This window comes from Flavobacterium sp. FPG59, assembly GCF_002150205.1.
Classification (GTDB): Bacteria; Bacteroidota; Bacteroidia; order Flavobacteriales; family Flavobacteriaceae; genus Flavobacterium.
Genome location: NZ_MTCA01000067.1, coordinates 1 through 15,281, shown reverse-complemented (window position 1 = coordinate 15,281; position 15,281 = coordinate 1). Strand labels below are relative to the sequence as shown.

Sequence of the window (15,281 nt, the reverse complement as noted above, 5' to 3'; positions counted from 1 at the left end):
ATATATATGCTAAATATGAAATTTATTTGTTCATTTTTTAATAATATCAAAAATATTTGTACTTTGGCTACATAAACCAACAAATTATAGACCAATGAGAGTGTATTTACTTTTTTTGACATTGTTTTTTTGCAGCCTATCTTTTGCGCAAAGCACAATTTCAGGTGTTGTTACAGATAGTAACAGCCAGCCAATTCCTGGAGCCAACATTAAGGTTGTTGGAGAATCTGCAGGGACCACAAGTGATGTAACAGGTGCCTTTATTTTGAAATCACCTAAAAGACCACCCTTTGTAATAGAGGTATCCACTGTTGGTTTTATTTCTCAAAGAGTGTCTATTACTTCAAGTAGCCAAAAGGTTACAGTGAAATTATTAGATGAAGAGAATAAACTTGATGAAATCGTAGTTTCTGCGTCCAGAACTCCTGAGCGTGTTCTTGAATCACCAGTAACTATTGAGAGAATGGGAATTGCTGACATTAAGAAAACAGCTTCTCCTTCTTTTTACGACGGTTTAGAGAACATGAAAGAAGTTCAAATGAACACTTCAAGTATGTCTTTTAAGTCTATTAACACTAGAGGTTTTGCTACAGTAGCAAATACAAGATTTATGCAGTTAGTAGATGGTATGGATAACTCTTCGCCATTATTAAACTTTGTTTTAGGAAACTTAATTGGTGTTTCTGAAATTGATGTGCAATCAGTGGAGTTGTTACCAGGAGCATCTTCTGCTTTGTATGGTGCCAATGCTTTTAACGGAATTTTATTTATGACTAGTAAAAGCCCATTTACTAGTGAAGGAATAAGAGCGTATGCTAAATTTGGTCAAACCAGCCAAAAAGCAGCCGGAACAAATGATTACGTAGATTATGGTGTACGTATGGCTAAGGCTTTTAATAAATATTTTGCAGCAAAAGCCAACTTTGCTTACATGAGAGGAACTGAATGGCATGCTGTAAACTATGATGATAGAACTGTAGCTGGTAGAGATAGATCTCATCATGGATATGATGGAATGAACGTTTATGGTGATGAGGTTGCGACAATAATTAGTGCACCAACTTTACCTTCTGAAAGAATTTCAAGAACTGGATACAATGAAGTTGATTTAACTGACAACAAAGTTTCAAATACAAAAATAGATTTCTCTTTGCATTTACGTCCGTTAGGTGATGAAAGGTTAGAAGTGATTTGGCAAAGTAAATTTGGTTTTGGTAATACCGTTTATCAAGGTGCAAACCGTTATTATTTGAATAATTTTTTTATGCAACAGCATAAATTAGAGTTTAAAGGAAAGAATTTCTTTGTAAGAGGATATACAACTACTGAAGATGGAGGCCAATCTTACGATATGTTATTTACTGGTATCAATATAAATAGATTAGCTAAATCAGATACTAACTGGTTTACAGATTACGGAAGGGCTTTTGCAGGAAGTACTTTGCAATTAGGTTTGATTCCAAGCCAAGCTCATGCAGCTGCAAGAAATTTTGCTGATAATAATATTGTTCCAGCAGGATTAAATTTAACTCCAAATATTGATCCAAATAATCCAAGTGCTCCTAGAGGTGCTAGATTTGTTCCGGGTACGCAGGCTTTTAAAAATGCATTTAATCAGGTTATCGCAAATCCAGATGTATTATCAGGATCACGATTAGTTGATAATTCTAGAATCTACCATTCTGATGCTAATTATAATTTTAAAGATCTTATCAAATTTGCTGAAATTCAAGTGGGTGGATCTTACAGATTGTATGAATTAAACTCTTTTGGTCGTATTTATACAGATGCAGACGGACCAATACGTTATGACGAATATGGAGCGTACACGCAAGTGATGAAAAAAATGATGGATGACCGTTTAAAATTTACTGGGTCTATTCGTTATGACAAGGCACAAAATTTTGATGGCAACATTTCACCAAGAGTTTCACTTGTGTATTCTGGCGGAAAAGATAAAAACCACAATTTTAGAGGTTCTTTTCAAACAGGTTTTAGAAACCCAACTACACAAGATCAATACATTGGTTTTAACGTTGGTAGCGCAATTTTATTGGGTTCGGCACCAGATAATTTAACTCGTTTTAGAGAAACATTGCCTGTTGCAGGCGCAGCAGTACCTACAGTGGGTGGCACAGTAAATATTAATGGTTTAAACGCCTATAACAATTCTTACACCGCTACTTCTGTGGCTGCATTTAGCGCTTCTGGCAATGCTACATTGTTAAGAAAAACAACAGCAGGTTTAGTGAAGCCTGAAGAGGTTAAAGCTTTTGAACTAGGATACCGTTCTTTTATCAATAAAACTTCTATTGATATCAATGGGTATTACAATATTTACAACAACTTTATAGGTAACTTAAATGTTGTAGCTCCATTATATGGTACGGCTCAAGACGCTCCTAATCCGGCTGGTGCTGATTTGGCAGTTTTTCCTACTGATCAAGGTGGTCAATCAGTACATGCGCTACGAACTGCAAATACTAGAGCTTTTCAGTTGTATACTAATACACCACTTGAAATTGAATCTATTGGTTTTGGATTAGGATTATCAAGAAAAGTGTACAAAGATTTTGAAATAGGAGCTAATTACAATTTTGCTGAATTTAGTTTTGATGAATCTAAAGATCCAAGTTTTGAAGCGGGATTCAATACTCCAAAACACCGTGTAAAAGCGTCAATTGGTAATGAAAAATTATTCAAGAATTTTGGTTTTAACATCAGTGGTAGATGGAATAGTGAGTACCTATGGCAATCTTCTTTTGCTGACGGAACTATTGAAGCTGCAACGGTTATAGATGCACAGTTGAACTACAACTTCCCGTCTTTAAAATCTACTCTAAAAGTAGGTGCTGCAAATATCGGAAGAAGAGAGTATGCGCAAGTATTAGGTGCGGGACTTATTGGGCAGCAATATTTTGCTTCATGGACCATTAACCCGTAAGGATTAAATTAACAGTAAAATCAAAGAAAAATGATAAAAAATTTCAAATGGCTATTATTTGCTTCGCTAGCATTTGTAGCGTGTAATAATGAGGATGAAGTTGTTGTTGTAGAAACTAATTCATCTGATGGTAAGCCTTTAACAGCTGGTACGGTAAATGTGTCTAAATATGTTGCATTAGGAGATTCTTATGCTGCAGGTTTTAGTGATAATGCCTTGTTTATTGAGGCTCAAAAAGGTGCTTATCCTAATATAATTGCTCAACAATTTGCATTATTGGGTGGTGGAGAGTTTAAAACACCTTTGATGAATGATAATATAGGTGGACTTTTGTTGGGTGGAAATGTAATTTTAGGTCAGCGTTTGTTTTTTAATGGTGCAGGTCCTGCTCCTGTTACAGGTAGACCATCTACTGAAGTGACTGTAAAGCTTACAGGATCCTTTAATAATTTAGGTATTCCGGGAGCAAAAAGTTACAATTTGACAGCGGCTGACTATGGAGATGTTGCAAAAATAGGTAGTTTCCCAGCAAGCAGCCCTTATTTTGCGCGATTTGCAACGTCAAGAACAGCTTCTGTTGTTGCTGATGCAGTTGCTCAAGATCCTACCTTTTTCTCTTTGTGGATTGGTGGTAATGATGTTTTAGGTTATGCTACATCTGGAGGAAGTGGGGTTAATAGAACTGGAAATTTAGATTCAACAACCTATCTAAGCAATGATATTACAGATCCAACTGTTTTTGCTAGTGCTTACAACAATATCGTTAACGCAATGACGGCAAAGGGAGCGAAAGGTGTTGTGGCAAATTTACCGTATGTAACGGCGTTACCATTTTTTACTACGGTACCATTTAATCCTCTTACTGCATCAGTATTAGGTCGTGGTAATGTTGCTGTCGGTACAGCTACGATACAAAGTTTAAATGCGCAATTGTACGGGCCATTGAAGCAGGCGTTAACTGCTTTTGGTGCTGGCTCGCGTATCGAATTACTTTCGACTACTGCAGTAAACCCTTTATTGATTGTTGATGAGAGTTTGCCTAATCTTTCTGCACAGTTAACTGCTGCTTTTACACCTACTTTAGGAGCTCAAACTGCTGCGTTTTATGGTCAAGTTTTTGGTCGTGCTAGACAAGCAACAAGGGAGGATTTAATCGTGCTTACTGCGCAATCTGCAATAGCTGCTGCTCCAACAGCTGTAAATTCTGGACTTGGTATAGCGCCACCTGCGCCTTTAAATGCATTTGGGGTGACCTACCCTATGCAGGATGTTCATGTGTTGACAAAAGCAGAAGTTGCTGAGGTTAAGGTTGCTACTGATGCGTACAATGCTACTATTAAATCTATTGCTGATTCAAAAGGTTTGGCATTTGTTGAGTTAAAAGGTGTTACTGATCAATTGGCTAATGGTGGTATTGTATACAATGGTTTTAGAACGACTTCTGCCTTTGTAACTGGTGGTATGTTCTCTCTTGATGGAGTTCATCCTAGTCCGAGAGGTTACGCCATTATTGCTAATTTATTCACTGATGCAATCAATGCTAAATTTGGTTCAAATATAAAAAACAAAGATGTAAGTTTGTATAGAGTTCTATATCCAGCAACATTATAAATTCTTATTTAAAATGATATTTTAAAGACCACTTACGCTTTGTAAGTGGTCTTTCTTTTTTTTGAGAATAATGTTGTCATTTTTCTTTTTTTTAGTTGTTTATATGGGATCTACTAAAAATATCCATTTTTTCTAAAAAATAATTGATTTTATATTTTAAAAAATTATCTTTGCACACTGAAAAAAGCATTTAATCGATACGTTTCGATTGGAACTATTTCATAAACCTAAATAGCTATTTAATAAATACATAAGTAATGTCGAAAGTAATAGGAAAAGTTGCCCAGATCATTGGACCAGTAGTTGACGTAGTTTTCAACGGTAAGGATGTTGAACTTCCAAAAATTTATGATTCGTTAGAAATCACAAAAAAAGATGGTACTTTATTAGTACTTGAAGTACAATCTCACATTGGTGAAAACACGGTTCGTACCATTTCGATGGACTCAACAGATGGTTTGAGTAGAGGTTATGAAGTAGTTGGAACAGGAAATCCTATCCAAATGCCAATTGGAGCAGATGTTTACGGACGTTTGTTTAACGTAATTGGTGACGCTATTGACGGTTTGCCAGAATTACCTAAAACAGGTGAAAACGGAATGTCAATTCACCGTCAGGCACCTAAATTCGAAGACTTATCAACTTCTTCTGAAGTTTTATTCACAGGTATCAAAGTAATTGATTTGATTGAGCCTTACTCAAAAGGGGGTAAGATTGGATTATTTGGTGGAGCTGGTGTTGGTAAAACAGTATTGATTCAGGAGTTGATTAACAATATTGCAAAAGGTCACGGTGGACTTTCAGTATTCGCAGGAGTAGGAGAAAGAACACGTGAGGGGAATGACTTGCTTCGTGAGATGTTAGAGTCAGGAATTATAAAATATGGTGATGAGTTCATGCACTCTATGGAAAATGGAGGATGGGATTTATCAAAAGTAGATTTGCCAGGAATGAGAGAGTCTAAAGCTACTTTCGTTTTCGGACAAATGAATGAGCCTCCAGGAGCTCGTGCTCGTGTGGCACTTTCTGGATTATCTATTGCTGAGTATTTCCGTGATGGAGCAGGAACTGATCAAGGTAAAGATGTATTGTTCTTCGTGGATAATATCTTCCGTTTTACTCAAGCAGGTTCTGAAGTATCGGCACTTTTAGGTCGTATGCCATCTGCGGTAGGATACCAACCAACATTAGCTACAGAAATGGGAGCGATGCAAGAGCGTATCACATCTACAAATAAAGGTTCTATTACATCTGTACAAGCGGTTTACGTTCCTGCGGATGACTTAACTGACCCGGCGCCAGCAACGACTTTTGCTCACTTAGATGCAACAACTGTATTGTCTCGTAAAATTGCTGAGTTAGGTATTTATCCTGCGGTTGATCCATTAGATTCAACTTCAAGAATCCTTACTCCTCAAATCTTAGGTGATGAGCATTATGATTGCGCACAAAGAGTAAAAGAAATTTTACAAAAATATAAGCAATTACAAGATATCATTGCGATTCTTGGAATGGAAGAGTTATCTGAAGAAGATAAGTTAGCTGTTTCAAGAGCGCGTCGTGTACAACGTTTCTTATCTCAACCTTTCCACGTTGCTGAGCAATTTACAGGGTTAAAAGGTGTTTTAGTTGATATCAAAGATACTATCAAAGGATTTAATATGATTATTGATGGTGAATTAGATCACTTACCAGAATCAGCATTCAACCTTAAAGGGACTATTGAAGAGGCTATAGAAGCTGGAGAGAAAATGTTAGCGGAAGCATAAATTAAGATTCGGTGTTCAGTCTCAGTATTTTGTACTGAGACTGTTAACTGAGACTGTAAACTAAAAAATATGTTATTAGAAATAGTTTCACCAGAAGCAAAATTGTTCTCAGCAGAAGTTACTTCGGTAGCTTTACCAGGTGTTGATGGTAGTTTTCAAATATTGAATAATCACGCTCCAATAGTTTCTATTTTAGAAAAAGGACTTGTAAAAATTACAGCTTCAAATTTCAAATTTGTCAAAGAAGTTGCTGCTAAATTTACTATGGTTGATTCTCAAAACTATACTTTGGAAATTAATTCAGGTACCATTGAAATGAAAGACAATAAAGTAATTGTTTTAGTTGACTAAGATAATTTCAAAAAATATAAAACCTCGCTACATGCGGGGTTTTTTTATGCCCAATCCCAAATCATAATATGCCAAGTAATATCTTGTTCCTGATATGTTTTTAAGGTTCTAAATCCCACAGCTTGATGTGCGTTTAATGATCTTGTATTTATGGACGCTACTTCGGTAATAAGACAGTCAAATTGATAGCTCAGTTCCTCTTTGAAAAAATGGTACAGTTTTCTAAAGATACCTAATCCTCGGTATTCTTTTGAAATGCATATTTGTCCCATTATGAGATAGTTTTTATGTTGCGGTACTAGGTTTTGAATTTCATCAAACAGGGGCTCTAAAGCTTCAATAGTGTCTTTAAAACTTGGTTTCATCACAAGTGCATAACCTATTACGGTATCATTTGCTTTCGCGATACAATGCGGACAGGCATTATTCATTTGTTCTAATAATTCAAAAGTATGCCGAAGAGTAACAAAACCCTCTTTCTTTTTCTCCTCTGCAGATATGGCATTGGATACATTTTGCTGTTGTAGGGTGATAATTTCTTGTAATTCTTTTGAAGTTGATGCTCTTTGAAGTTGAATATTTTTCATGGTCTTACGTTTAATACATAGTGCCCATGCAAGTTAAAAATAATGAAGCTTGCTTTTATTTAATTATTGTTTTTTTTTGTTTAGATCAATTTTGATGTTTATAGGCAAATACTAGTTTTATTAGCATTATTTAAAATTCGTATCAAATCATTAAAATAAAAAAAATCGAAATCATAAAGAGTAGTTTACGATTTCGATTCTATTTTAAGTAGGAGCTTTTGAAAATTACATTATTTTCTTAACTCTCTTTGATCTATCTGCTATGTAGGAAACAAGCCAAGCTATTTGTCCTTCTTTACTGAAATATAATTTTTTATTTTTTACATCTGGAATGTTTTCTAGTAGTGTTATTAAAATATTATTTCCAGAAATGAGGTGTTTTTGTGAGTATGTATTCAGTACTCTTTCTATTTCTTTGTCAGTAGCTGCCATTTGCTTGTATCGGGCGTAATTGTTTTTGATAACAACATCGTAACTAATAACATCATCCATGGTAAACTCGCAAAAATTTTCATCTGTTTTGTTCATGCTTAGAGTAAAGAAAGCCCAAACGGCACCACCAGAAAAATAGACAGAACTTTTGTCCATAGCTTTTGGCTTGGAATTAAACATTGCTGTTGTTTGTGCACGTAACTCAGGCATATATTCAAAAGATTTTGAATTATAATCGCTTATTTCCTCTGATTTTGTTTTTTTGTTTACAATTTCAGTTAGTGTGATAGAACCGTAATTTAAGCTTACAGGGAAAAATACAAATTCTTCCATGGCAGATACATCTACGTAACCTCCTTTTGTATTTCCTCCTCCTATATCTAATACCAATGAATTCTTGTATTTGTTAGGTGGAATTAATCCTTTCATTAACATCTTTCCTTCTTGGCTTGCATCAATAAAATCCAAGTCTTTTCCTGTTTCGGCTTTCATTCGACCTATTAAGTCCTTGTGGTTTTTTGCCATTGCAACTCCAGATGAACCTATTAAGAAAACATTTTCGCTTGGTACTTTGAATTCGGTTTCTATTGTTTTTAGGTTTTCTTTAACTACTTTGATCGTTTTAAGAATTTCTTCTTCTCCAAGATTTCCATTAATAGAAATGCCTTTTGCAATACCTACGTTTTCTGTCCAAAACTTTTTTACTTCATAATTTCCTCTCTTGATGTTATCTACATCTAAAACAGAAACCTTTACTCCCTTACTACCAATTTCTATACCTGCATATAAATCTTTGTTGGATTGAGCAATCATGTTGTTTACGAACATGAATACAACTAAGGCAGTTGCTGTTTGTATTTTATTCTTCATAGAAGATATACTGTTAATTTTCATTGCTGTTTAATTGATTTTAATTTTTTTAAATTCTATTGATTTTGAATTTTCTTTTTGAAAATATGGTTTTTGTAATTAATGAATTATTATGGCGGACAAAATATTTAATATGACTTTATTTTAACAAAAAATTATAATTCGATGCAAATGTATAGGTTTAAATCTATTGGAGAATAGGTATTGTTAAATACTCGTTGAACTAAGAAAATACTCGACAAAATACATCCTTAATTGGGTTGTTTGTTAATTATCATGAAGATAGTGTTTTATTGAGATGTTAATCTGACGTATCAAGTAATGGTTCAAGTTGGTGTTTAACTCATTTGGTTCATCGTTAAATATGGTATTTAGGTAAAGTAATAGTAAATGATCTCAGGATTTTATTTGTCCTTTGTTATCGTGTATTCAAAAAATGTAGTGGTTTAAATTTATTTTTTGTAATTCAAAAATGTAAATTGAGTTTTCTCGCATTGGTGTATTCCATTTGATTTTAAAGCTTGTTATAATGAAAAAAAATACTTTTTTTGAGCCGTTTGCTAATTAGTAAGTTCATCATTAAGTATATTGTTTATAATAAACAAATTCACTTAAAATGCTTAATTTTGTGTTCTATGAAAAAAATTCCAGAGCATTTATCTCAAAAACTAGAAATTAGAAAGGAGCAAAATGCCTTGCGCATATTACCCACGTTGCGAAGAGAAGTTGATTTTTCATCAAATGATTACTTAGGGTTTTCACAATCAGAAATAATTTTTAACGAGACGCATCAGTATTTAATTACCAACGAAATCATTCAAAACGGCGCAACGGGATCTAGATTAATTTCTGGAAATCACAAGCTTTATAAGACAACCGAGGAGTACATTTCTAGATTTCATCAATCAGAAACGGCATTACTTTTCAATTCAGGTTATGATGCTAATCTTGGTTTTTTTGGATCAGTGCCGCAAAAAGGAGATTTAATTCTATACGATGAGTTGAGCCATGCCTCCATACGTGATGGGATTCAATTATCAAGAGCCAAGGCCTATAAATTCAATCACAATGATTTTGAAGATTTAGAAAAATTAATTCTACGAAATCCTAATACAGTTATTTACATTGTCACAGAATCGGTTTTTTCTATGGATGGGGATTGTCCTAATCTTGAAGAATTAATTTTGGTTGCAACCAAACACAACTGTTATGTAGTAGTTGATGAAGCACATGCATTAGGTGTTTTTGGGGATAAAGGAGAAGGTTATGTGCAAATGCTTGGTTTGCAAGATTATGTTTTTGCAAGGATAATGACTTATGGTAAAGGTTTGGGTTGTCACGGTGCTGCTATTTTAGGATCGCAAAGTTTACGGGATTATTTAGTAAATTTTGCCCGAAGTTTTATTTACACTACAGGACTTTCGCCGCATGCTGTTGCTTCTATCTTAATTGCTTATGGGCATTTAAAACAGGATTCAAATTCAATTTTAAAATTGAGAAAAAATATCGTTTCATTCAATCAACAAAAGAACTTGTTAGGATTAAAACCACTTTTTGTTCGCAGTAAATCAGCAATACAATCGGCTATTATTCCTGGTAATGAAAAAGTAAAAGCTATAGCAGGTCAATTACAAGAAAAAGGTTTTGATGTAAAAGCGATTCTTTCCCCTACGGTGCCAGAGGGACAAGAGCGTCTTCGTTTTTGTTTACACAGTTATAATTCTACTCAAGAAATTTCGGCTGTGATGCATTGTATCTACTCACTTTTATAATTTAGTTTCGTTTTTTTGTAACGTTTTCTGAATATAATTACTTATTTCATGTAAATAGATAAACAAAAAATAAAATGAAAAACGTAATTAGAAAATCATTATCAGCTCTTGCAATACTTTTAATATCACAAGTAAGCATAGCGCAAAACAATAAAAAAGCAGCAATTCCAGAAAATGAAAACTCATTATTATGGGAGATTTCAGGTAACGGAAATGCAAAACCGTCTTATCTTTATGGTACAGTACATATGATTTGTAATGAGGATTATTTTCTTACTGATAAAACAAAAAAAGCGTTAAATAATGCCGAAAATTTGTTTCTTGAAATTGATTTGAACGATCCTAATGAAATGGCTTATTTGCAAAAATCGGCAATGGGTTCAGAGCCTTTAAGCAAAAAACTTACAGCTCAACAACTTGCAGACTTGGATTCTATCTTGAAAGAAAAAACAGGTATGACTGTTCAACAGGTAGATAATTTTAGTTTGTTTACTGTAATGAGTTTGATTACCATGAAATCTTTTGGGTGTACCAATTTGAAATTTTATGAGATGGAACTATCAAGTATTGCTAAAGCGGGGAATAAAAAATTAGGAGGATTAGAAACGGGTGAGGCACAAATGCAATTCATGGGTAAAGCCTATAATGATGACCAAATGATTGCTATGTTAAAGGAATCAAAACTTGAAGATACCCAGAAAATGGTTCAGTCTTATAAAAATGAAAATTTAGTAGAATTGTACAACCAAATTACAAACCCTAAATTTCTAAACGAAAACTCAAAAAAATGGTTGCTTGAAGAACGCAATACCAATTGGGTTGAGAAAATGCCAGGTATTATGAGAGATAAAAGTTCATTCTTTGCAGTAGGAGCAGGGCATTTGTTAGGTGAAAAAGGAGTGATCAACTTGCTAAAAAAAGCCGGTTATACCGTAAAGCCGATATTGAACTAAAGTTGAATTTAAATCGAAAATTAATTTTTAGATTAGAAAAACAAAAATTATAATTATCAATTTTTTGTGTTGATGTAAGAGTTGAATGCTTGGCATCAATTTATGATAGATGTTATAAGATTTAAAAGAATATTAGAAATAAGCCCATCTTTGTGATGGGTTTTCTATTTTTGTAAAAATTCATAATCTATGAAACTATTTATAACAGGAATAGGAACCGATGTAGGTAAAACTATTGCAGCAGCTATTATTACAGAGGCGCTTGAGGCCGATTATTGGAAGCCTATTCAAGCCGGAGATTTAGACCATTCAGACAGTCATAAAGTGAAATCCTTTCTGTCAAATTCTATAACAAGACTTCACCCCAATGCTTATGCCTTAAAAACTCCAGCAAGTCCGCATTATGCCGCAGCTTGTGATGGTGTTATCATTGATTTACAAAAAATAGTGGAACCAAAAACTGATAATCACCTTGTGGTAGAAGGTGCAGGTGGTGTATTTGTTCCAATAAATGATACAGATTGTGTGATAGATTTGATTCAATCTGACTATAAAGTCATTGTAGTTTCTAGACACTATCTGGGGAGTATCAATCACACATTATTAACGATTGAGGCGCTTCAGAACAGGAAAATTGAAGTGGCGGGAATTCTTTTTTCCGGTGATGAAAATAATGCTACCGAAACCATTATCCTTTCTAAAACAGGTTTAAACTGTATTGGCAGAATTGAACAAGAACCTTATTTTGATCAAAATGTAATTAAAGAATACGCTGATATGTTCAGGGAAAAGCTATTGAGTTTGTAACATTTTTGTAAAACACGTTGCCATCTCTATGTATCTTTGCGAAATATATTATTTGAAATGACATTAACTGAAAGAGACCAAAAACATCTTTGGCATCCTTATACACAACATAAAACGGCAGCCGTTCCTATTGCAATCAAAAGAGGTAAAGGAGCTTTACTTTGGGACGAAAATGATAAAGAATACATCGATGCCATTGCCTCATGGTGGGTGAATCCTTATGGACATAGCAATACATTTATTGCCGATGCTATTTACAAGCAATTAACAACTCTGGAACATGTTCTTTTTGGCGGTTTTACACATGAACCTGCCATTGTTTTAGGGGAGAAATTACTTGAGATTTTACCTAAAAACCAACAAAAAGTATTCTTTTCTGATAACGGCTCTACTGCTGTTGAAGTTGGTATCAAAGTGGCGTTGCAATATTTTTTTAACAAAGGAGAGCAACGTACTACAATCATTGCATTTGAAAATGCTTTTCATGGTGATACTTTTGCGGCGATGGCTGCTAGCGGAATTTCATTTTACACTCAAGCATTTGAAGGAATGTTTATTGATGTAGTGAGAATTCCTGTGCCTGTTTCAGGAAAAGAGGAAGAAAGTTACCAAGCTTTACGCGAGCAAATAAAAAATAACAAGTGTGCCGCTTTTATCTTTGAACCTTTAGTGCAAGGCGCAGCGGGAATGGTGATGTATGAACCGGAAACACTAGATGTTTTGTTGCAAATTTGTAATGATAATCGCGTTTTGACCATCGCTGATGAAGTGATGACTGGTTTTGGAAAAACGGGTAAAAACTTCGCGATGGATTATGTGTTAACAAAACCAGATATCATGTGTTTGTCCAAGGCGCTGACTGGTGGTACTATTCCAATGGCAATAACAACTTTTACACAAGATATCTTCGAAGCTTTTTATGATGATGATATTAATAAGGCATTGTTTCACGGACACACCTTTACAGCAAATCCTACCGGTTGTGCTGCTGCTTTAGCCAGTTTAGAGTTGTTAAATACTCCCGAGATGCAAGCTAATTTGGTTCGGGTGAATCAAAATCATTTGGATTTTCAAATTAAAATCAAGGGACACTCTAAGGTAACAACTACGCGAGTCTTGGGAACTATATTTGCTTTAGAAATCAAAACAGAGGGTGAAGCTAGTTACTATGGATCATTGCGAAACAAACTTTATGATTTTTTTATCGAAAATGGTGTGATTTTAAGACCTGTTGGGAATATTGTTTATATTTTACCTCCATACATCATCACTGATGATCAGTTGCAAAAAATTTATAAAGTTGTAGAAGAGGTCTTAGAAATAGTATAGGTATTGGGTAAATATTTTTTGTAATTATAAATGAAGTCACAAAAAGTTTCGAAATTGTTATTTAGGCCTAAACCTTAGCAAACTTTGTGTAAAACTTTGCGACCTTTGCAATCAAATCAAAAGTATCTTGTCACAAATTATATCCATTACAGCGCTTTCGTCCGTTTCCCCGTTAGGGAATAATCTTGAAATAATATGGGAGAATTATCTAAAGGAGCAACATTGTTTTGTAAACAAAGTAATTGATAAAACACCAGCGTTTGTAGCGCCTTTGGATAGTGTTTCGGCTGCTAAAGTGGAACTTTTAAAACAGTCTGATATAAAATATAAATTCCTTGATAATTCAGTTTTATATGCTATTGAGGCTTCTCGTAACGCAATACAGCAAGCGGGCTGGGGTGAAAATGATGTATTCGGAATCAATATTGGTTCATCACGTGGTGCAACTGATTTATTTGAAAAACACCATCAAGAATACTTAGAAACAGGAAAGGCGCAAACACTAGTATCACCAACCACTACTTTGGGTAATATTTCTTCGTGGGTAGCACATGATTTGCAAAGTACAGGACCTGAAATTTCCCACTCCATCACTTGCTCTACTGCTTTACATGCTGTTTTAAATGGTGTAGCATGGCTGAGATCAGGAATGGTTGATAAATTTTTGGTTGGAGGTAGTGAAGCTCCATTGACTGATTTTACAATTGCCCAAATGAAAGCATTGAAGATTTATTCAAGATCTAACGAGTTATACCCAAACCGTGCTTTAGATTTAGATAAAACACAAAACACCATGATTCTAGGTGAAGGTGCAGGTGTTTGTTGTCTGGAAATGGGTAAAAAAGAAAACGCATTAGCATACATTGAGGGAATTGGCTATGCCACTGAAATTTTAGAGCATAATATTTCCATTTCTGCTGAAGCAGTTTGCTTTCAAAAATCGATGGCAATGGCTTTAAAAGATACTGCTTTGTCAGATGTTGATGTAATTGTCATGCATGCACCAGGAACTATAAAAGGGGATTTGACAGAGTATAAAGCGATACAAAAAGTCTTTGGCGAAAGCTTGCCATTAGTAACTACTAATAAATGGAAAATCGGTCACACATTTGGTGCATCAGGAATTCTAAGCATGGAGTTCGCTATTTTAATGATGCAGCACAATACGTTTGTTGGAGTTCCTTTTGCGAAAGCGCAGCAACAAAAAAGACCCGTAAAAAAAGTTTTAGTGAATGCAGTAGGTTTTGGTGGAAATGCTGTAAGTGTTTTATTGAGCCTCTAATTCTTTTACTTTTTCATAAATCAAGTTGCTTTCAAATCCTTTTCTTAGTAAATAATCACAAAACTTCTTTCGCTTTTTTTGAAGATTGGTTTCTTTGATGCTGTCCCAGTTTCGTGTGGCTATTTTTTCAAAAGTGTCTAAATATTCCTCATTTGATATTTCTTTTAGCGCGAGATTGATGTTGTATTGACCAATGTTTCGGAATTTGAGTTCATTTACAATTCTGTTTTTTCCCCAAAATTTAATTCGATGCTTTCCTCTAGCAAAACTACAAGCAAACCGACTCTCATTCAAGAAATTATCCTGTATTAGTTTGACAATGATGGTGTCTATTTCATCAGTATCCATTTTCATGGTTCGTAGTTTTTGAACTACTTCGTCGTGGCATCGTTCTTGATAAGCGCAATAATGCTCTATTTTTTTAATAGCTTCTTTTATAGAGAATACTTCTTTCATGATTGAGGTTAATTTGTAAACAAAAATGCAACAATAGTATCTAATAACCTAGTGTAACAGTTTTTGTAAAAAGTAACTTTATGAGATAACCTTACAAATAAAACGATGTAACTAGAGT

12 protein-coding genes are annotated in these 15,281 nt (G+C 34.4%); 9 read left to right on the top strand and 3 right to left on the bottom strand.

Annotated elements, in window-relative coordinates; translation table 11 throughout:
• Nucleotides 1-94 precede the first annotated feature (94 nt).
• From FPG59_RS08100 to FPG59_RS08085, 4 genes are all read left to right on the top strand, one after another.
• The gene (locus tag FPG59_RS08100; RefSeq protein WP_086454111.1) at nt 95-2,944 is read left to right on the top strand and encodes a TonB-dependent receptor; all 2,850 of its coding nucleotides are present in this window, start codon (nt 95-97) and stop codon (nt 2,942-2,944) included.
• A 30-nt stretch (nt 2,945-2,974) separates the two neighbouring features.
• Nucleotides 2,975-4,555 carry an SGNH/GDSL hydrolase family protein gene (locus FPG59_RS08095; protein WP_086454110.1) on the top strand — a complete coding sequence of 527 codons (1,581 nt, stop codon included), beginning with the start codon at nt 2,975-2,977 and terminating at the stop codon, nt 4,553-4,555.
• Nucleotides 4,556-4,812: 257 nt separating this feature from the next.
• Complete coding sequence (gene atpD / locus FPG59_RS08090; RefSeq protein ID WP_086454109.1) at nt 4,813-6,324, top strand: F0F1 ATP synthase subunit beta; 1,512 nt, start codon at nt 4,813-4,815, stop codon at nt 6,322-6,324.
• Nucleotides 6,325-6,393: 69 nt separating this feature from the next.
• Complete coding sequence (locus FPG59_RS08085; RefSeq protein ID WP_086454108.1) at nt 6,394-6,675, top strand: F0F1 ATP synthase subunit epsilon; 282 nt, start codon at nt 6,394-6,396, stop codon at nt 6,673-6,675.
• A 44-nt stretch (nt 6,676-6,719) separates the two neighbouring features.
• Here FPG59_RS08085 and FPG59_RS08080 read toward each other — a convergent pair whose 3' ends face one another.
• The gene (locus tag FPG59_RS08080; RefSeq protein ID WP_086454107.1) at nt 6,720-7,262 is read right to left on the bottom strand and encodes a GNAT family N-acetyltransferase; all 543 of its coding nucleotides are present in this window, start codon (nt 7,260-7,262) and stop codon (nt 6,720-6,722) included.
• A 225-nt stretch (nt 7,263-7,487) separates the two neighbouring features.
• Nucleotides 7,488-8,564, bottom strand: a complete 1,077-nt coding sequence (locus FPG59_RS08075; protein WP_086454112.1) for an exopolyphosphatase — start codon at nt 8,562-8,564, stop codon at nt 7,488-7,490.
• Nucleotides 8,565-9,199: 635 nt separating this feature from the next.
• Between FPG59_RS08075 and FPG59_RS08070 the strand changes: the two genes are divergently transcribed.
• The 5 genes from FPG59_RS08070 to FPG59_RS08050 all read left to right on the top strand — a co-directional run bounded on the left by FPG59_RS08070 (nt 9,200) and on the right by FPG59_RS08050 (nt 14,707).
• Nucleotides 9,200-10,336 carry an 8-amino-7-oxononanoate synthase gene (locus FPG59_RS08070; protein WP_086454106.1) on the top strand — a complete coding sequence of 379 codons (1,137 nt, stop codon included), beginning with the start codon at nt 9,200-9,202 and terminating at the stop codon, nt 10,334-10,336.
• Nucleotides 10,337-10,410: 74 nt separating this feature from the next.
• Nucleotides 10,411-11,289, top strand: coding sequence for a TraB/GumN family protein (locus FPG59_RS08065; RefSeq protein WP_086454105.1), 879 nt, complete (start codon nt 10,411-10,413; stop codon nt 11,287-11,289).
• Nucleotides 11,290-11,478: 189 nt separating this feature from the next.
• Entirely contained in the window at nt 11,479-12,096 is a 618-nt protein-coding gene (bioD, locus tag FPG59_RS08060; protein WP_086454104.1) for a dethiobiotin synthase, read from the top strand.
• A 57-nt stretch (nt 12,097-12,153) separates the two neighbouring features.
• Nucleotides 12,154-13,425 (top strand): adenosylmethionine--8-amino-7-oxononanoate transaminase, encoded by a 1,272-nt coding sequence (bioA, locus tag FPG59_RS08055; RefSeq protein WP_086454103.1) that lies wholly within the window; start codon nt 12,154-12,156, stop codon nt 13,423-13,425.
• Between the two features lie 127 nt (nt 13,426-13,552).
• Entirely contained in the window at nt 13,553-14,707 is a 1,155-nt protein-coding gene (locus FPG59_RS08050) for a beta-ketoacyl synthase N-terminal-like domain-containing protein (protein WP_086454102.1), read from the top strand.
• Here the strand turns inward: FPG59_RS08050 and FPG59_RS08045 are convergent.
• Nucleotides 14,693-15,163 (bottom strand): regulatory protein RecX, encoded by a 471-nt coding sequence (locus FPG59_RS08045; protein ID WP_086454101.1) that lies wholly within the window; start codon nt 15,161-15,163, stop codon nt 14,693-14,695. The two genes, FPG59_RS08050 and FPG59_RS08045, sit on opposite strands and share 15 nt — an antisense overlap.
• Nucleotides 15,164-15,281 lie beyond the last annotated feature (118 nt).

What these genes read in the sequence shown, in the direction of transcription:
- FPG59_RS08100 (WP_086454111.1), top strand. Translation starts at nt 95, where the DNA reads ATGAGAGTGTATTTACTTTTTTTGACATTGTTTTTTTGCAGCCTATCT.
- FPG59_RS08095 (WP_086454110.1), top strand. Translation starts at nt 2,975, where the DNA reads ATGATAAAAAATTTCAAATGGCTATTATTTGCTTCGCTAGCATTTGTA.
- atpD (WP_086454109.1), top strand. Translation starts at nt 4,813, where the DNA reads ATGTCGAAAGTAATAGGAAAAGTTGCCCAGATCATTGGACCAGTAGTT.
- FPG59_RS08085 (WP_086454108.1), top strand. Translation starts at nt 6,394, where the DNA reads ATGTTATTAGAAATAGTTTCACCAGAAGCAAAATTGTTCTCAGCAGAA.
- FPG59_RS08080 (WP_086454107.1), bottom strand. Translation starts at nt 7,262, where the DNA reads ATGAAAAATATTCAACTTCAAAGAGCATCAACTTCAAAAGAATTACAA.
- FPG59_RS08075 (WP_086454112.1), bottom strand. Translation starts at nt 8,564, where the DNA reads ATGAAGAATAAAATACAAACAGCAACTGCCTTAGTTGTATTCATGTTC.
- FPG59_RS08070 (WP_086454106.1), top strand. Translation starts at nt 9,200, where the DNA reads ATGAAAAAAATTCCAGAGCATTTATCTCAAAAACTAGAAATTAGAAAG.
- FPG59_RS08065 (WP_086454105.1), top strand. Translation starts at nt 10,411, where the DNA reads ATGAAAAACGTAATTAGAAAATCATTATCAGCTCTTGCAATACTTTTA.
- bioD (WP_086454104.1), top strand. Translation starts at nt 11,479, where the DNA reads ATGAAACTATTTATAACAGGAATAGGAACCGATGTAGGTAAAACTATT.
- bioA (WP_086454103.1), top strand. Translation starts at nt 12,154, where the DNA reads ATGACATTAACTGAAAGAGACCAAAAACATCTTTGGCATCCTTATACA.
- FPG59_RS08045 (WP_086454101.1), bottom strand. Translation starts at nt 15,163, where the DNA reads ATGAAAGAAGTATTCTCTATAAAAGAAGCTATTAAAAAAATAGAGCAT.